This window comes from Streptosporangium sp. NPDC051023, assembly GCF_040689595.1.
In the GTDB taxonomy this organism is placed as follows: domain Bacteria; phylum Actinomycetota; class Actinomycetes; order Streptosporangiales; family Streptosporangiaceae; genus Streptosporangium.
The window spans coordinates 1-16,624 of sequence record NZ_JBFBCE010000094.1; the positions used below are offsets into that span (position 1 = coordinate 1).

Sequence of the window (16,624 nt, forward strand, 5' to 3'; positions counted from 1 at the left end):
GGCCCCCGTGGACGTTTCCACGGGGGCCCTTCGGCGTGCCGTACTAGTAAATGGGTCGCGAGGAGGAGCGCAACCGCTCCAGGGCTTCGGCCAGGATCTGGGCACCGTCCTTGTCGCTGCGACGCTCCTTCACGTAGGCCAGGTGCGTCTTATAAGGCTCGTTGCGCGGCGGCGCGGGCGGATTAGCCTCGTCCTGACCCGCCGGCAGGCCGCAGCGGGGGCAGTCCCAGAACTCCGGCACGGCGGCGTCGCTGGCGAAGCTGGGGCGCGTCTCATGCATGTTCGCGCACCAGAACGGAACCCTCACACGGGGAGCCGCCTCGCCACGCTCCGCCTCCCCCATCGGGCCGGCGCCGACACGGCTGCCACGGATCGCGTTGCCACTACCCACGGATGAACTCCTCGCTCGATGGCCCCTCCGCTTGGTTGGATGCGGGGGGCTGAACCACTGTCACGCTTGCCTTGGCCGGGTCAGGGCTTAAGGATGAGGCCCAGCGCGATGATGCACACGAACCAGACCACACCGGTGATGATGGTGAGCCGGTCAAGGTTGCGCTCAACCACGGAGGAGCCGCCGAACGACGACGAGAAGCCGCCGCCGAACAGATCCGACAGACCGCCGCCCTTGCCCTTGTGAAGCAGAACAAGCAGCACCATCAGCATGCTCGCCAGAATGAGGGCGATAGAGATTCCGATTGTCACCGTTGACCTGTCCCTGTGTCCGCGACCCGCGTCCGGGTGCGTCCCTTGTATGACGCCTGTGGCGTGACGATTCAAACTTGCTCTAAGAGGGTACGACCTGCTGTCAAGTCGTACCCTCCGAACGGCCCAGTCAGCCAGACATTTCGCCAAAGCGGCAGATCTTGGCGAACTCTCCCGGGTCGAGGCTCGCACCTCCGACCAGGGCTCCGTCCACGTCGGGCTGAGCCATGATGCCGGCGATGTTGTCAGATTTGACCGAGCCTCCGTAAAGGATACGGACAGCCGCGGCCACCTCGCCGTCATACAGCTCGGCGAGTCGGGAACGCAGCGCCGAGCAGACCTCCTGCGCGTCGGCCGGAGTGGCCACCTCGCCGGTGCCGATCGCCCAGACCGGTTCGTAGGCCAGCACGATCGACCTGGCCTGCTCCGCGGAGACCTTCCTGAGCGCCCCGTCGAGCTGCGAGACGCTGTGGGCCACCTGGCCTCCCGCCTGACGGACCGCCAGCCCCTCCCCCACGCACAGGATCGGCGTGAGCGAGTGGCGGTAGGCCGCCTTCACCTTGGCGTTGACCAGATCGTCGTCCTCGTGGTGATACTGCCGCCGCTCCGAGTGCCCGATCACGACGAAGGTGCACCCGAGCTTGGCGAGCATCGCCCCGGAGATCTCCCCGGTGTACGCTCCCGCGTCGTGCTGGGAGAGGTCCTGCCCGCCGTACAGGATCCGCAGCTTGTCGCCATCGACCAGGGTCTGCACGCTGCGCAGATCCGTGAACGGCGGCAGGACGGCGACGTCGACCTTGTCGAAGTCCTTGTCATTGAGGGCGAACGCCAGCTTCTGGGTGGCGGCGATGGCCTCAAGGTGGTTGAGGTTCATCTTCCAGTTGCCGGCCATGAGTGGTTTGCGCACCGTGCTCACCTGTCGCTCACCGCTTCCCATCCGCCTTCGTATCCGTCATGTCCGTCGTTTCCCTCACCCATCACCCACGGCTCCCCGCGCCGGGAGCACGCACGGGTGATGCGGCGCTCACTGCGTCGCTCCACTCCTATGCCTCCAGGGCGACGAGGCCGGGCAGGGTCTTGCCCTCCAGGTATTCGAGGCTGGCGCCGCCACCGGTCGAGATGTGCGAGAACCCGTCCTCGGGGAGGCCGAGCTGTCGTACGGCGGCGGCGGAGTCACCGCCCCCGACAACCGTGAAGGCCTCCGACCGGATCAACGCCTCGGCGACCGCGCGGGTTCCCTCGGAGAACGCCTCGAACTCGAAGACCCCCATCGGGCCGTTCCAGAACACCGTCCTGGCGGCGGCGAGCTTCGTGGCGAACAGCTCGCGACTGCGCGGACCGATGTCCAGGCCCTGCCGGTCGGCCGGGATCGCGGTGGCGTCGACGACCTCGTGGTCTGCGTCCTCGGCGAAGTGCGTTGCGGCCAGCACGTCGACCGGCAGGACGATCTCAACGCCGCGCTTGATCGCCTCGTTCAGGAAGTCGCGCACCTGGTCGAGCTGGTCGCGCTGCAGCAGCGACTGACCGACCTCGTGGCCCTGGGCGGCCAGGAAGGTGTAGGCCATGCCGCCGCCGATGAGCAGCCGGTCCACCTTGGTGAGCAGATTGCCGATGACGCCGAGCTTGTCGGAGACCTTGGCGCCGCCGAGCACCACGGCGTACGGCCTCGCGGGGTTCTCGGTCAGCTTCTTGAGGACCTCGACCTCGGCCAGGACGAGCTTGCCCGCCGCGTGCGGCAGGAGCAGCGGCACGTCGTAGACGCTGGCGTGCTTGCGGTGGACCGCGCCGAAGCCGTCGCCGACGTAGAGCTCACCGAAGGCGGCCAGCTTCTCGGCGAAGGCGGCGCGCACCGCGTCGTCCTTGGACTCCTCGCCGGGCTCGAAGCGCAGGTTCTCCAGCAGGGCCACCTGGCCGTCCTGAAGGCCCTCCACGGTGACCTGCGCCGACTGCCCGACCACATCGGCCGCGAAGGCGACATCGGCGCCCAGCAGCTCGCTAAGACGCCTGGCGACGGGCGCCAGAGAGTACTTCGGGTTGGGTTCACCCTTCGGACGCCCCAGATGGGCACAGGCGATCACGCGCGCGCCCTTGCCGGCGAGCTCCTTGATCGTCGGAACCGAGGCCCGGATGCGGCCGTCATCGGTGATGACGTCCCCGTCGAGGGGGACGTTGAGGTCGACGCGCACCAGGACGCGCCGACCCTTCACGTCGAACTCAGACAGATCCTTCATCAGAGGTCGGCGCCGACCAGCTCGATGAGGTCGACGAGACGGTTGGAGTAACCCCACTCGTTGTCGTACCAGCCGACGACCTTGACCTGGTTGCCGATCACCTTGGTCAGACCCGCGTCGAAGATGCAGGAGGACGGGTCGGTGACGATGTCGGAGGAGACGATCGGGTCCTCGGTGTAGGTCAGGTAGCCCTTGAGCGCGCCGTCGGCGGCGGCCTTGAGGGCGGCGTTGACCTCCTCGACGGTGGTCTCACGGCTGACGTCGACGGTCAGGTCGGTGGCCGAGCCGGTGGGGATCGGCACGCGCAGCGCGAAGCCGTCGAGCTTGCCCTTCAGCTCGGGCAGCACCAGGCCGATGGCCTTGGCCGCGCCGGTCGAGGTCGGCACGATGTTCAGCGCGGCGGCGCGGGCACGGCGCAGGTCGCTGTGCGGGCCGTCCTGCAGGTTCTGGTCCTGCGTGTAGGCGTGGATCGTGGTCATCAGGCCCTTCTCGATGCCGAAGGTGTCGTTGATGACCTTGGCCATGGGAGCCAGACAGTTGGTGGTGCACGACGCGTTGGAGATGATCGTGTGGTTGGCCGGGTCGTACTTGTCGTGGTTGACGCCCATCACGATGGTGACGTCCTCGTTCTTGGCCGGAGCCGAGATGATGACCTTCTTCGCGCCGTTCTCGGCGTGCACCCTGGCCTTGTTGGCGTCGGTGAAGAAGCCCGTCGACTCGACCACGACGTCCACCCCCAGGTCGCCCCAGGGAAGCTTGGCGGGGTCGCGCTCGGCGAAGGCCTTGATCGCCTTGCCGTCCACGATGATCTCGTCGGCGGTGCTCTTCACCTCGTACGGCAGGCGGCCGAGGATGCTGTCGTACTTGAGCAGGTGGGCGAGCGTGGCGTTGTCGGTCAGGTCGTTGACCGCAACGATCTCGATGTCCTTGCCGCTGGCAGCGACCGCACGCCAGAAGTTGCGGCCGATGCGGCCGAATCCGTTGACGCCTACGCGGATGCTCACGGTGCCGATCTCCTCGTACGTCGTGCGCCGGTCCACCGGACCGGCGACTAGGGCGGGCTGAAACCTCAACCACGAACCTTATCGGACCCAAATTGGTTTAGACCACTTGCGGGGTCAGGTCTGTTCTCCTTCATCCCATGTGTAGGTATCGCACCATTCAAGCGAAGTGCCCGGCTTGTCACTGTAAATATGCGTAACACCATGATGACCTGCTATGACACGTTCAAATTCGCGGACGCGGAGACCGCCCGGGGCACGCGCCCGCGCTGGACGGCCGTGCACGAGCCTCGGGCGCGCGTGAACCCGGGCGCGCGCGAATCCCGGGACACGGGCGGGTCCCGGGCATCTGCGTGAGGCGCGGCCGAGCGGAAGGAACAGCCGCGGGCGCCGGTTACGGCGCCAGCATGTCCACCGTGAGGTTCGCCTCGGTGTTGGGGATGCCGATGTCCTGGGCACGCTTGTCGGCCATCGCGAGCAGGCGGCGGATGCGTCCCGCGATGGCGTCCTTGGTCAGCGGCGGGTCGGCGAGCTGGCCGAGCTCCTCCAGGGACGCCTGCTTGTGCTCGACCCGCAGACGGCCCGCGATCACCAGATGCTCGGGGGCCTCCTCGCCGAGAATCTCCAGGGCCCGCTGCACCCTGGCCCCCGCCGCGACCGCGGCACGGGCGGAGCGCCGCAGGTTGGCGTCATCGAAGTTGGCCAGCCGGTTGGCCGTCGCCCGCACCTCGCGGCGCATCCGCCGCTCCTCCCAGGCCAGCACGCTGTCGTGGGCGCCGAGCCGGGTCAGCAGCGCGCTGATCGCGTCACCGTCGCGGACCACGACGCGGTCGACCCCCCGCACCTCACGGGCCTTGGCATGGATCTTCAGCCGTCTCGCCGAGCCGACCAGGGCGAGCGCCGCCTCCGGGCCGGGGCAGGTGACCTCCAGCGACATGGAACGGCCAGGCTCGGTGAGCGAGCCGTGCGCCAGGAATGCGCCCCGCCAGGCGGCCTCGGCGTCGCAGGTCGCCCCCGCGACCACCTGACGCGGCAGGCCGCGGACCGGACGGCCGTGATTGTCGATCAGCCCGGTCTGGCGAGCCAGCGCCTCCCCGTCGCGGTAGACCCTGACCACGTAGCGTGAGCCCTTGCGCAGCCCCGCGGGAGCCAGGACGAGCACCTCCGCCTTATGTCCGAACACCTCGCCGATGTCCTTGATGAGCCTTCTGGCGGTGACATTGGTGTCCAGCTCCGCCTCGATCACGATCCGCCCGCCCACCAGGTGCAGCCCGCTCGCGAACCGCAGCAGCGTCGACACCTCGGCCTTACGGCAGCAAGGCTTCAGGACCGGCAAGCGGCTCAGCTCGTCCTTCACCACACCCGTCATCGCCATGCGCGTTCGTCCTCCCCCATACAGACCTCATGCGGCCCGAGAAACCAGGCTCACAGAAGTTTCTCGCACTCCTGAGCACCGCTGACCAGGATCAACGCTTCTCACGGAAAATCTCGTCCAGGACGGAGGCAAGACGTTGCGCATCATGCCGCGGCGAGCCGTCCTCGTCGGCCACCGAGGCCAGAACGAGCCGGCCGCCCAGCTCGGCCGCGGCCTTCTCCAGCTCCTCCCCGTCCTCGGCCACGCCGGTGTCGGCGAGCACCACGTCGATCTCCAGGGAGGGGGCGTGCTGCCGCAGCACCTCCAGGTGCTTCTGCGGTGAGAAACCATCGGTCTCCCCCGGCTGCGGGGCCAGATTGAGCGCGACCAGGCGGCGCGCCCCGGTGCGGTGCAGGGCGTCGGCCAGCTCGGGCACCTTGAGGTGGGGCAGCACGCTGGTGAACCACGAGCCGGGCCCGAACACCACCCAGTCGGCCTCGAGCACCGCCTGGACCGCCTCGGGGCAGGCGGGCGGGTCCTCGGGCAGCAACGAGATGGCGCGGACCCTGCCGGGAGTGAGCGCGCAGGCCACCTGGCCGTACACGGTGCTCACCTGCCCTTCCATCTCGACCTCGGCGGCGATGTCGAGCGGCACCGAGGACATCGGCAGGACCCGCCCGTGCGCGCCGAGCAGGCGCCCGACCCAGTCGAGCCCGGCGACCGTGTCACCGAGACGCTCCCACAGGGCGACGATCAGGAGGTTTCCGACCGCGTGCCCGTGCAGGTCACCCTCGCTGCGGAACCGGTGCTGGACGACCTCGCTCCAGGTCCGCCCCCACTCGTCGTCACCGCACAGCGCGGCCAGAGCCATCCGCAGGTCGCCGGGAGGCAGCACACCGAGCTCACGGCGGAGCCGCCCGCTCGATCCGCCGTCGTCGGCCACGGTGACCACGGCCGTCAGCTCGGAGGTGACCCTGCGCAACGCGGAGAGTGAGGCGTACAGTCCGTGTCCGCCGCCCAGTGCGACGACTTTGAGATCCTCGCTCACTCCCGGCCCACATCCCTGTGGCTCACCTGCACCTCCATGCCTCCCCGATCTCGCAATCGGCCGCCGATCTGCTCGGCCATGGCGACGCTGCGATGCTTGCCGCCGGTGCAGCCGACGGCGAGCGTGGCGTAGCCCTTGCCCTCGCGGGTGTAACCGGCCGCGATGATGCCGACCACCTCGTCGTAGGCGTCGAGGAGCTCCTTCGCACCCGCCTGGTTGAGGACGTAGTCGCGCACGGGGGCGTCGAGGCCGTTCATCGGGCGGAGCTCGGGAACCCAGTGGGGGTTGGGCAGGAAGCGGCAATCGACGACCAGGTCGGCATCGACGGGCAGGCCGTACTTGTAGCCGAAGGAGACCACGTTGACTCGCAGCCCGGGCCGGTCCTCACCGCCGAAGAAGGCGACGATCTTGCCTCGGAGCTCGTGGACGTTGAGGTTGGAGGTGTCGATGACCAGGTCGGCGTTGGCACGGACCTCACGCAGGATGCCGCGCTCCCTGGCGATCCCGTCGACCAGCCTGCCGTCTCCCTGCAGCGGATGCGGGCGGCGGACGTTCTCGAACCTGCGGACCAGCTCCTCGTCGCTGGCCTCGAGGAACACCACGCGCACCGCGACGCCGCGCCCGTCCAGCTCCTCGATCGCGGCATTGAGGTCGGTGGTGAAGGCCAGGCTGCGCACGTCGACCACCGCCGCCACCTTGTCGGCGGCCAGCTTGACCCGTCCGGCCTCCTCCGCCATGGCGAACAGCAGGCCTGGAGGCAGGTTGTCGATGACGAACCAGCCCAGATCCTCTAGGGCCTTGGCCGCGGTGCTCCGTCCCGCCCCCGACATGCCGGTGACGATGACGAACGCGGGTTCTCTTTCGTTCATGGGTTCTCCCCCTTCAACGCCGACACAATCGTCTCGGCCGTAGCGGGGCCGATCCCGGGAACCTCGCAGATCTGGGCAGCGGTCGCCTCCCGCAGCCGCTTCACGGATCCGAAATGTTTGATCAGGGCCTGCCTGCGGGCCGGGCCGAGCCCGGGAACCTCGTCCAGGGCGCTTTCCTTGACGCTCTTCGACCGCTTCGACCGATGGTAGGTGATGGCGAACCGATGGGCCTCGTCACGCACACGCTGGAGGAGGTAAAGAGCCTCGCTCGACCGGGGCAGGATCGCGGGCAGGTCCTCTCCGGGGAGCCAGACCTCCTCCAGCCTCTTGGCGAGGCCGCAGACCGCCACATCGTCAACGCCCAGCTCGTCCAGCGCCCGCTGGGCGGCGGCCGCCTGCGCGGGGCCACCGTCCACCACGACCAGGTTGGGTGGGTATGCGAACTTACGGGGCCTGCCGGTCTCCGGATCGATGCCCGGCTCGGCGTCCGTGTCCGTGATCGTCCTGGCACCGGCGTCCACCGCCGCCCCGAAGCCCGTCATCCCGATGCCCGCGCCGAGTTCCGCCGCCCCGCCTCCCGGGCCCGGCCCCACCTCGGTGTCGAGCTCCCCGGTGGCCGAGCGCTCCTCCAGGTAACGTTTGAAGCGGCGCGAGATCACCTCGTATATCGAGGCGACGTCGCCCTCCGTGGAGTTGACGGAGAACCTGCGGTACTCGCTCTTGCGGGCCAGGCCGTCCTCGAACACCACCATGGAGGCGACCACGTTGGTGCCCTGCGTGTGGGAGACGTCGTAGCACTCGATCCGTAGCGGCGCCTGGTCCAGCCCGAGCGCGTCGGCGACCTCCTGCAGCGCCTTGCTCCGCGCGGTCAGGTCGCTGGCCCGCTTGAGCTTGTGCTGGTTGAGGGCCTCCCTGGCGTTGCGCTCCACGGTCTCCATCAGCGCCTTCTTGTCACCGCGCTGCGGCACACGGATCTCGACCCTGGCCCTGCGGTGCTCGCTGAGCAACTCGGCGACCGCCTCGGCGTCGGGCGGCAGGGCGGGCACCAGCACCTCCCTGGGCAGCGCCTCCGGGGTCGCCTCGCCGTACATCTGCAGCAGGAACTGCTCGACCAGCTCGCCGGGCCCGGCGTCCTCGACCTTGTCGACCACCCACCCGCGCTGGCCCTTGATGCGCCCGGCCCGCACGTAGAAGACCTGAACCGCCGCCTCAAGCGGATCCTCGACCAGCGCGACCACGTCACAATCGGTGTTGTCCGCCAGCACCACCGCTTGCTTCTCCATCGCCCGCTGCAGCGCCTGGACGTCGTCGCGCAGCCTGGCCGCCCGTTCGTACTCCTGCTCGGCGGCGGCCTGGCGCATCTCGCGCTCGAGGCGCTTGGTGAACCGGCCCGTGTTGCCCGCCATGAAGTCGCAGAAGTCGTCCGCCAGCGCCCGGTGCTCCTCGGCGGTGATCCGGCTGACACAGGGCGCAGAGCACTTGTCGATGTAGCCCAGCAGGCAGGGCCGGTCGATCTGGGCGGCACGCCGGAAAACTCCGGCCGAGCAGCTCCTGATCGGGAACACCCGCAGCAGGAGGTCGACCGTCTCCCTGATCGCCCAGGCATGTGAGTAGGGACCGAAGTAGCGGGTGCCCTTGCGCTTTGCCCCGCGCAGCACCTGGACCCTGGGGAACTCCTCCCCCATGGTGACCGCAAGGTAGGGATAGGACTTGTCGTCGCGGTATTTGACGTTGAACCGGGGGTCGTACTCCTTGATCCAGGAGTATTCGAGCTGAAGTGCCTCGACCTCGGTGCCGACGACCGTCCAGTCGACGTCCGCGGCGGTCGTGAGCATGGTCTGGGTGCGTGGATGCAGCCCGGCGAAGTCCGCGAAGTAGGAGTTCAGTCGCTGGCGCAGGCTCTTGGCCTTGCCCACGTAGATGACCCTGCCCCCGGCATCCCTGAACCTGTAGACACCGGGGGACTCGGGAATCGACCCCGGCTTAGGCCGGAAACTCGCCGGACCACCCATAGATCTCGCCACATTCGAAAGCCTATCGGCCTTCACCGACAGGATCCCTTCCCCCGAGGCCCCTTGTCCGGCCCGGTATCGGGCCTCACGCCCGGGAACCGGAGGAGCCCGTCAGTCAACCCCGGCCGGCCTGGCTCGCGGAGCCGGGGAGCGCTCCGCGGGCCGTCCGTGCCGGACCGCCGACGCCGTGCCCCCGGTGCAGGCGGTGCTCAGCCGAGCGTGATGGAGTCGCCCTCGACCTTGATCGTCTTCTCGGGGAGGGGCTTGTTGGCCGGGCCGTTGGCGACGGAGCCGTCCGTGATGTTGAACTTGCTCCCGTGACAGGGGCAGTTGATCGTTCCGCCGGAGATGCTCGCCACGTCGCATCCCTGATGCGTGCAGACGGAGGAGAACGCCTTGAACTCCCCGGCCTTCGGCTGGGTCACCACGATCTTCTCCGCCTTGAAGATCTTGCCGCCCCCCTCGGGGATGTCGGCGGTCTTGGCCAGAGTACCTGCCCCTGAGCCCGCGTCCGTACCCGCATCCGCCCCGGGAGCGGACGGGGCCGACGAGGACGTGCCCGCCGTGGTCGGCTCACCGTAGCCGCCGCACGCGGTCAGCAAAGCCGCCACTCCCACGCCCCCCGCGCCCAGCACCACCGCGCGACGTGTCGTCTCTGTCATGGTCACCCCTCCAGTGTCCTTTTTCAGCCACAGCCGGCGTACCGGCGCCGGTTCAGCATGACGTACTCGGCGTTAGGGGACTGTGAAGAATTACGCACGCGGAAGATTTCCATCACATCACGATGCGTGGCTCAGAGCATGACGATACCGTCGCCGTCGACTTTCAGGGCGTACTCGGCCAGCGGGGCCTCGGCCGGCCCCTTGAGGCACCTGCCGGAGTCAGCGGCGAACTCGCTGCCGTGACAGGGGCAGTGGATGACGCCGTCCGCGATCCGTCCGACCGCACAGCCCCTGTGGGGGCAGGTCGCGGTGAACGCCTTGAACACCCCTGCCGCAGGCTGGGTGATGACGATCTTCCACTTGCCGATGACCTTGCCGCCCCCCACGGGGATCTCGGCGGTCCGCGCGATGACCTTCCCCTTGACGCCCGGCGGCACGATGGCAGGTCCCGGCTCCCCCGCCGCGCATCCGGTGAGCGCCGCTCCGCACGCCATCACGGCCGCGGCGCCGATCACATGCCTGCGCGTGGGCATGGCGAAGTCGTCACTGATGCTCATTACGGCCCTTCCGCAACGTCGCCCGCCGGAGGCGGGCACCCTCGTCAAGGGTATTGACGAGGGTGCCCGCCCCGAATGTCAGCTCCCCAGGATCTTGCGCAGGAAGCGCCCGGTGTGACTGGCATCGACCAGGGCGACCTCCTCCGGCGTACCGGTAGCCAGCACGGTGCCGCCCCTTGAGCCGCCCTCCGGCCCCATGTCGATCAGCCAGTCGGCGGTCTTGATCACGTCGAGGTTGTGCTCGATGACGATGACCGTGTTGCCGCCGTCCACCAGCTTGCCCAGCACGCCAAGCAGCCGCCTGATGTCCTCGAAGTGCAGGCCGGTGGTCGGCTCGTCCAGCACGTAGATGGTCCTGCCCGTTGAGCGGCGCTGCAGCTCGGAGGCGAGCTTGACGCGCTGTGCCTCGCCGCCCGACAGGGTGGTCGCGGGCTGGCCGAGGCGGACGTAGCCCAGGCCGACGTCATTGAGGGTCTTGAGGTAGCGCTTGATGGACGGGATGGCGTCGAAGAAGCCCAGCGCCTCCTCGATCGGCATGTCGAGCACCTCGGAGATCGTCTTGCCCTTGTAGTGGACCTCCAGGGTCTCCCTGTTGTATCGCGCCCCGTGACAGACCTCGCACGGCACGTACACGTCCGGCAGGAAGTTCATCTCGATCTTGATGGTGCCGTCGCCGGAGCAGGCCTCACAGCGACCGCCCTTGACGTTGAAGCTGAACCGGCCCTTCTGGTATCCGCGGACCTTGGCCTCGGTGGTCTGCGCGAACAGGTCGCGCACCTTGTCGAAGACGCCGGTGTAGGTTGCCGGGTTCGAGCGCGGGGTACGGCCGATCGGCGACTGGTCCACGTGCACGACCTTGTCGACGAGGTCCATGCCGTTGACCCGCGCATGGCGGCCGGGAACGGTGCGCGCGCCGTTCAGCTCCTTGGCCAGGGCGTTGTAGAGGATGTCGTTGACGAGCGTGGACTTGCCCGACCCCGAGACACCGGTGACCGCGGTGAACAGCCCGAGGGGGAACTCGACGTCGACACCCTTGAGGTTGTGCTCGCGCGCTCCCTTCACGGTGATCTGCCGCTTCCTGTCACGCTTGCGGCGGTTAGCGGGAATGGCGATGTTCCTGCGGCCCGACAGATAGGCACCGGTCATCGACTCCTCGCAGGCCAGCAGCTCGTCCACGGTGCCGGAGACCACGACCTGGCCGCCGTGCTCGCCCGCGCCGGGACCGATGTCGACCACCCAATCGGCGGCGGCGATGGTGTCCTCGTCATGCTCGACCACGATGAGCGTGTTGCCCATGTCACGCAGCCTGATCAGGGTCTCCAGCAGCCGCTGGTTGTCGCGCTGGTGCAGGCCGATGGACGGCTCGTCGAGCACGTAGAGCACGCCGACGAGCCCCGAACCGATCTGGGTGGCCAGGCGGATGCGCTGCGCCTCGCCACCGGCGAGGGTCCCCGAGGCGCGGTCCATGGTCAGGTAGTCGAGGCCGACGTCGAGCAGGAAGCCCATCCGGGCGTTGATCTCTTTGACCACCCGCTCGGCGATCTGCATGTCCCGGTCGGACAGGGTGAGCCCGGCGAGGAACCTGGCGCAGTCACCGATCGACATCGCCGAGACGTCGGCGATCGAGCGGCCGTCGACCGTGACGGCCAGCGAGACCGGCTTGAGCCTGGCCCCCCCGCAGGCCGGGCAGGGGATCTCCCGCATGTAGCCTTCGTACTTCTCCCGCATGCCGTCGCTCTCGGACTCGGCATGACGGCGCTGCACCCAGGGGATGACCCCCTCGAAGGTGGTGTAGTAAGAGCGCTGGCGGCCGTAGCGGTTGCTGTAGCGGACGTGGACCTGCTCGTCGTGACCGTAGAGCAGCGCCTTCTGGGCCTTCTTCGGGAGCTTCTCCCACGGCGTGTCGAGCTTGAACCCCGTCGCCAGGCCGAGCGCCTCGATGAGGCGGACGAAGTAGTCGCTGGTGTGCCCGCCCGCCCATGGGGAGATGGCGCCGTCGTCCAGGGTCTTCTCCGGGTCGGGCACGACGAGCTCGGGGTCGACCTCCATCCGCACCCCGAGGCCCGTGCACTCGGGACAGGCACCGAAGGGCGAGTTGAAGGAGAACGAGCGGGGCTCCAGCTCCTCGAACGACAGGTCGTCGTAGGGGCAGTAGAGGTGCTCGGAGTAGAAGCGCTCCCGGTTCGGGTCGTTCTCCGGAAGATCGACGAACTCCAGCGTGATCGTGCCGCCGGACAGTTGCAGGGCGGTCTCGACCGAGCCGGTCAGGCGGCTGCGCGAGCCCTCCTTCACCGCGAGCCGGTCGACGATCACCTCGATGTCGTGCTTCTCCTGCTTCTTCAGCGTCGGTGGCTCGTCGAGGCGGACCACCGTGCCGTCGACGCGGGCCCGGGCGAAGCCCTTGGCCTGGAGCTGGCCGAACAGTTCGGCGTACTCTCCCTTGCGTCCGCGGACGACCGGGGCGAGCACCTGGAACCGGGTGCCCTCCTCAAGCTCCATCACCCGGTCGACGATCTGCTCCGGGCTCTGCCTGGCGATCGGGCGGGCGCACTGGGGGCAGTGCGGTTTTCCGATGCGCGCCCACAACAGCCTGAGGTAGTCGTAGACCTCGGTGATCGTGCCGACGGTCGAGCGCGGGTTGCGGCTCGTCGACTTCTGGTCGATCGAGACCGCAGGCGAGAGCCCTTCGATGAAGTCGACGTCCGGCTTGTCCATCTGCCCGAGGAACTGCCTGGCGTAGGCCGACAACGACTCGACATAGCGGCGCTGCCCCTCGGCGAAGATGGTGTCGAAGGCCAGGCTCGACTTGCCGGAGCCTGACAGTCCGGTGAAGACGATCAGAGAGTCTCGCGGCAGGTCGAGCGAGACGTCCTTGAGGTTGTGTTCACGTGCGCCACGCACGATGAGGCGGTCAGCCACTGCGATCCCGACGTCGGTGTGAAGGTTGAGAAGCGGTCGCGGGAAGACTAGCCACGGGGTCCGACAAATTTTCGGAGCAACGTCTGGGGGCCGGTGGTTTCCCCGCCCTCACCAGATTACGGCCTTCCCAGGGGCCCTACAGGCCGCTCGTGGTTTCAACCATGTGAACACCCCCGTTTATGCCCTGGCCGGATGCCCTTCCCAGGTGATGGAGTGTGAGGATGGATGTCACAGACGCGCTCCAGGCCGAGCTGACCGCCTCGAACGACCGCCTTCTCGCCACCGCGGCCAAGCTGACCGACGCCGACGTCGCGTCCGCCTCCCGGCTGCCCGGCTGGAGCAGGGGACACGTCCTGACCCACCTCGCCCGCAACGCCGACAGCCTCGTCAACCTGCTTACCTGGGCCAGGACGGGCGTGGAGACCCCGCAGTACCCCGACCCCGGCAAACGCGACGCGGAGATCGAGGCGGGAGCGGGCAGGTCGGCGAAGGAGCAGCTGACCGATCTGGAGAACAGCGCGGCCCGGATGGCCGAGGCGATCGCCACCCTGCCCTCCGCCCGCTGGTCGGCGGCGGTCAGCGGCACGCGCCCACCCATCCATCCCGCCTGGTACGTGCTGGCGCGCCGCCTGCGCGAGGTCGAGGTGCACCACGCGGACCTGGGAACGGGCTACGAGCCCGCCGACTGGCCGGAGACCTTCGTCCGCAGAGAGCTGCACGATGCGATGGTGTGCTGGCCGCGCGACTCGGGAACGGTCAGCGAGATCGTGGTCGAGGAGGTCAAGGACGGTGAGAAGCATCACCAGGTCTGGCGGGAGCTCGGTTCGGGGCCGGTGGTGCAGGGTGACGCGTGGAGCCTGCTGGGCTGGTTGACCGGCCGCTCACCGGGGGCCGGGCTTAGGGTGATGCCGGAGGGGGCCGCGGGCAACCAGCCTGCGGGCACGGGGCACCTGCCCGCACCGCCGCCGTGGCCCGCGTTGTCCGCTCCCTCCGGTCTTCCCGCGAACCCGCCAGAGGAGTATCCATGACATACACCGGCGACGTGCAGGTCGGCGGCCCGGCCGACGTGCGCGAGCTGCCCGCCCTGACGATCTCCAAGCTGGCGGTCGGCCCGTTCGACAACAACGCCTACCTGGTGCGGTGCAACCAGACCGGCGACGGCGTGCTCATCGACGCCGCCGCAGAGGCGGAGCGGCTGCTGTCGCTCGTCGGTGACCGGCCGATCAGCAAGATCGTCACCACCCACCAGCACCGCGACCACTGGCAGGCCCTTGAGCAGGTCGCGGGCGCGACGGGCGCGACGATCGTGGCGCACCCGCTCGACGCAGCCGCGCTACCGGTGGCGGTTGACCTGAAGGTCGAGCACGGCGACGGGATCACCGTTGGCGCGGTCACCCTGGAAGTGATCCACCTACGCGGGCACACGCCCGGCTCGATCGCCCTGCACCATGCCGGTCACCTGTTCACCGGCGACTCGCTCTTCCCCGGCGGCGTCGGCAACACCAACAAGGACCCGGAACGGTTCACCCAGCTGTTCACGGACGTGTCGGAACGGATCTTCGGCCGGCTACCCGACGAGACCTGGGTCTATCCGGGGCACGGCAGGGACACCACGCTGGGCGCCGAGCGTCCGTCTCTTCCGGAGTGGCGCGAGCGCGGCTGGTGATCGCCGGGAACGCCGTCGCCCGGGGATCGTGATCACGATCCCCGGGCGACGGCCCGGTTCCATGCCCTCCAGGACCTGCCGGAGGTCAGCAGGAGGAGAGGCTCTCGGCTTCCTTACGCTCCTTGCGCTTCTCCCGCTTGAACATAAGCACCCGCAGCGGGATGGCGGAGACCATGGCGATCTGCATGATGGCACCGACCTTGATCAGCGTGTCCCCGCCCGCCAGGCCCGCGGCCCAGATGGTCAGACAGGCGACGTTGATCATCATCCAGGCCAGGACGGCGGCGGCCAGGTTGCCCTTGGGCTTGGGATATTCGATCCGGCTGACCATGAGGTAGGCAACGCCGAAGACCGGCAGCACGGTCCAGACCGACGGCGCGAACAGCAGCACGAGCGCGACCACGGTCATGGCACCCATCGGAATGGGCAACCCCATGAAGTCACCGCTCTTGGTCTTCACACAGGCGAACCTGGCGAGCCGGATGACGCCTGCCAGCAGCACGGACGCCGCGGCGACCATCACCAGCGGGAACGGGATCTGCGGATTGAACCCGGCCCAGATGACCACCATGAAGGCGGGGGCGAAGCCGAAGCTGATCACATCAGCCAGGTTGTCCAGCTCCGCGCCCATGGCCGAGGCGCGGAACTTACGTGCCACCAGGCCATCGAACAGGTCGCAGGTGGCGCCGATCAGCAGCAGCACCACGGCGGTGCCGAAGAAGCGGGGATCTGCAGCGAAGGGCTTGTGCTCCTGCAGCGCGCGGATCGCCGACCAGGCGAGCACGCAGACGGACAGGAAACCGCACAGCGCGTTGCCGAGCGAGAGGGAGTCGGCCGCGGAAAGCCGGAACGCCTTGCCCACCGGCCCCCGGGGCTCGTCGTCCGTCTCGTCCAGAGGCCAGCTGGCGTCAGCCGTGGTCAAGACCGGTCACCCCCGCGACGGTTCGCTGGCCGACCGAAACGGCGGGCTCGATCCCCTCAGGCAGGTAGACGTCGACTCGGGAACCGAGCCGGATGAGCCCGATCCGCTCGGCCCTGGTCACCTTGGCGCCCACGGTCAGGTAGGGGATGATGCGCCGCGCGACCGCGCCGGCGATCTGGACCAGCTCAATGTCGCCGAGCTCAGTCTCGAAGTGCCACACCACCCGCTCGTTCTTGTCGCTGTCCTTGTTGAAAGCGGGGACGAACCCTCCCGCGACGTGCTCAATCGAGGTCACCGTACCGGTCAGGGGAGCACGGTTGACATGCACGTCGAGCGGGCTCATGAAAATGGCCACGCGAGTGCGGCCGTCCGGCCACGGATCGATGCTCTGCACCACGCCGTCCGCGGGCGACAGGATCCTCGCCGGGCCCGGAGCGCGCTCGGGGTCCCGGAAGAACCAGAGCATGCCGCCGGCGAGCGCGGTAAGCGGCGCCGCCGCCAACGCCCAGCGCCGGTCACGGCGGCTGAGCAGCGAGGTCACGGTGGCGGCGGCCACGGTCGGAAGCAACCACGGGGAGACGCCACGTGCCAGCCGTACACGGCCCGGCTGGTGGCTTACTGAATCGTGGGACACAGGGAACCTTTTGTGATGTCTTGCGGCATTAGACCGGTATGTCTGCC

Annotated in this window: 16 protein-coding genes; 2 read left to right on the forward strand and 14 right to left on the reverse strand. The window is 68.6% G+C overall.

Annotation, left to right across the window (positions count from 1 at the left end; genetic code table 11):
- Positions 1 to 43: 43 nt before the first annotated feature.
- From AB0395_RS39815 to uvrA, 12 genes are all read right to left on the reverse strand, one after another.
- Positions 44 to 391 (reverse strand): RNA polymerase-binding protein RbpA, encoded by a 348-nt coding sequence (locus AB0395_RS39815; protein WP_012892502.1) that lies wholly within the window; start codon positions 389 to 391, stop codon positions 44 to 46.
- An 80-nt stretch (positions 392 to 471) separates the two neighbouring features.
- Positions 472 to 702: a preprotein translocase subunit SecG gene (secG, locus tag AB0395_RS39820; RefSeq protein ID WP_366290751.1), complete on the reverse strand. Its 231-nt coding sequence runs from the start codon at positions 700 to 702 to the stop codon at positions 472 to 474.
- Positions 703 to 832: 130 nt separating this feature from the next.
- A complete protein-coding gene (tpiA, locus tag AB0395_RS39825; RefSeq protein ID WP_366290754.1) occupies positions 833 to 1,639 on the reverse strand; it encodes a triose-phosphate isomerase in 807 nt (268 codons plus the stop codon).
- Between the two features lie 106 nt (positions 1,640 to 1,745).
- A complete protein-coding gene (locus tag AB0395_RS39830; protein WP_366290757.1) occupies positions 1,746 to 2,933 on the reverse strand; it encodes a phosphoglycerate kinase in 1,188 nt (395 codons plus the stop codon).
- The gene (gene gap / locus AB0395_RS39835; protein WP_366290760.1) at positions 2,933 to 3,937 is read right to left on the reverse strand and encodes a type I glyceraldehyde-3-phosphate dehydrogenase; all 1,005 of its coding nucleotides are present in this window, start codon (positions 3,935 to 3,937) and stop codon (positions 2,933 to 2,935) included. The genes AB0395_RS39830 and gap overlap by 1 nt, the downstream gene beginning before the upstream one ends.
- A gap of 391 nt (positions 3,938 to 4,328) precedes the next feature.
- Complete coding sequence (whiA, locus tag AB0395_RS39840; protein WP_012892507.1) at positions 4,329 to 5,309, reverse strand: DNA-binding protein WhiA; 981 nt, start codon at positions 5,307 to 5,309, stop codon at positions 4,329 to 4,331.
- 91 nt (positions 5,310 to 5,400) lie between these two features.
- Positions 5,401 to 6,336 carry a uridine diphosphate-N-acetylglucosamine-binding protein YvcK gene (yvcK, locus tag AB0395_RS39845; RefSeq protein WP_366290763.1) on the reverse strand — a complete coding sequence of 312 codons (936 nt, stop codon included), beginning with the start codon at positions 6,334 to 6,336 and terminating at the stop codon, positions 5,401 to 5,403.
- Positions 6,333 to 7,205, reverse strand: a complete 873-nt coding sequence (gene rapZ, locus AB0395_RS39850; protein ID WP_366290765.1) for an RNase adapter RapZ — start codon at positions 7,203 to 7,205, stop codon at positions 6,333 to 6,335. Before rapZ ends, yvcK begins: the two co-directional genes overlap by 4 nt.
- Positions 7,202 to 9,217 carry an excinuclease ABC subunit UvrC gene (uvrC, locus tag AB0395_RS39855; RefSeq protein ID WP_366290834.1) on the reverse strand — a complete coding sequence of 672 codons (2,016 nt, stop codon included), beginning with the start codon at positions 9,215 to 9,217 and terminating at the stop codon, positions 7,202 to 7,204. The genes rapZ and uvrC overlap by 4 nt, the downstream gene beginning before the upstream one ends.
- Before the next feature lie 209 nt (positions 9,218 to 9,426).
- Positions 9,427 to 9,879 carry a Rieske (2Fe-2S) protein gene (locus AB0395_RS39860; protein ID WP_366290768.1) on the reverse strand — a complete coding sequence of 151 codons (453 nt, stop codon included), beginning with the start codon at positions 9,877 to 9,879 and terminating at the stop codon, positions 9,427 to 9,429.
- A 131-nt stretch (positions 9,880 to 10,010) separates the two neighbouring features.
- A complete protein-coding gene (locus tag AB0395_RS39865; RefSeq protein WP_366290771.1) occupies positions 10,011 to 10,436 on the reverse strand; it encodes a Rieske (2Fe-2S) protein in 426 nt (141 codons plus the stop codon).
- A 78-nt stretch (positions 10,437 to 10,514) separates the two neighbouring features.
- Positions 10,515 to 13,355 (reverse strand): excinuclease ABC subunit UvrA, encoded by a 2,841-nt coding sequence (gene uvrA, locus AB0395_RS39870; protein ID WP_366290773.1) that lies wholly within the window; start codon positions 13,353 to 13,355, stop codon positions 10,515 to 10,517.
- Between the two features lie 221 nt (positions 13,356 to 13,576).
- Between uvrA and AB0395_RS39875 the strand changes: the two genes are divergently transcribed.
- On the forward strand, positions 13,577 to 14,383 hold the full coding sequence (locus tag AB0395_RS39875) for a maleylpyruvate isomerase family mycothiol-dependent enzyme (protein ID WP_366290775.1): 807 nt from the start codon (positions 13,577 to 13,579) through the stop codon (positions 14,381 to 14,383).
- Positions 14,380 to 15,021 carry an MBL fold metallo-hydrolase gene (locus AB0395_RS39880; RefSeq protein WP_366290778.1) on the forward strand — a complete coding sequence of 214 codons (642 nt, stop codon included), beginning with the start codon at positions 14,380 to 14,382 and terminating at the stop codon, positions 15,019 to 15,021. The genes AB0395_RS39875 and AB0395_RS39880 overlap by 4 nt, the downstream gene beginning before the upstream one ends.
- Positions 15,022 to 15,106: 85 nt before the next feature.
- Here the strand turns inward: AB0395_RS39880 and pssA are convergent, their stop codons facing one another.
- Both pssA and AB0395_RS39890 read right to left on the reverse strand, forming a co-directional pair.
- Positions 15,107 to 15,943 carry a CDP-diacylglycerol--serine O-phosphatidyltransferase gene (gene pssA, locus AB0395_RS39885; RefSeq protein ID WP_366290781.1) on the reverse strand — a complete coding sequence of 279 codons (837 nt, stop codon included), beginning with the start codon at positions 15,941 to 15,943 and terminating at the stop codon, positions 15,107 to 15,109.
- A complete protein-coding gene (locus AB0395_RS39890) occupies positions 15,930 to 16,577 on the reverse strand; it encodes a phosphatidylserine decarboxylase (RefSeq protein ID WP_366290783.1) in 648 nt (215 codons plus the stop codon). The genes pssA and AB0395_RS39890 overlap by 14 nt, the downstream gene beginning before the upstream one ends.
- Between the last annotated feature and the right edge of the window lie 47 nt (positions 16,578 to 16,624).

Coding starts and splice junctions, on each gene's coding strand:
- AB0395_RS39865 (WP_366290771.1), bottom strand. CDS start 10,436: ATGAGCATCAGTGACGACTTCGCCATGCCCACGCGCAGGCATGTGATC.
- rapZ (WP_366290765.1), bottom strand. CDS start 7,205: ATGAACGAAAGAGAACCCGCGTTCGTCATCGTCACCGGCATGTCGGGG.
- uvrC (WP_366290834.1), bottom strand. CDS start 9,217: ATGGGTGGTCCGGCGAGTTTCCGGCCTAAGCCGGGGTCGATTCCCGAG.
- AB0395_RS39860 (WP_366290768.1), bottom strand. CDS start 9,879: ATGACAGAGACGACACGTCGCGCGGTGGTGCTGGGCGCGGGGGGCGTG.
- tpiA (WP_366290754.1), bottom strand. CDS start 1,639: ATGGGAAGCGGTGAGCGACAGGTGAGCACGGTGCGCAAACCACTCATG.
- AB0395_RS39875 (WP_366290775.1), top strand. CDS start 13,577: ATGGATGTCACAGACGCGCTCCAGGCCGAGCTGACCGCCTCGAACGAC.
- AB0395_RS39880 (WP_366290778.1), top strand. CDS start 14,380: ATGACATACACCGGCGACGTGCAGGTCGGCGGCCCGGCCGACGTGCGC.
- whiA (WP_012892507.1), bottom strand. CDS start 5,309: ATGGCGATGACGGGTGTGGTGAAGGACGAGCTGAGCCGCTTGCCGGTC.
- AB0395_RS39830 (WP_366290757.1), bottom strand. CDS start 2,933: ATGAAGGATCTGTCTGAGTTCGACGTGAAGGGTCGGCGCGTCCTGGTG.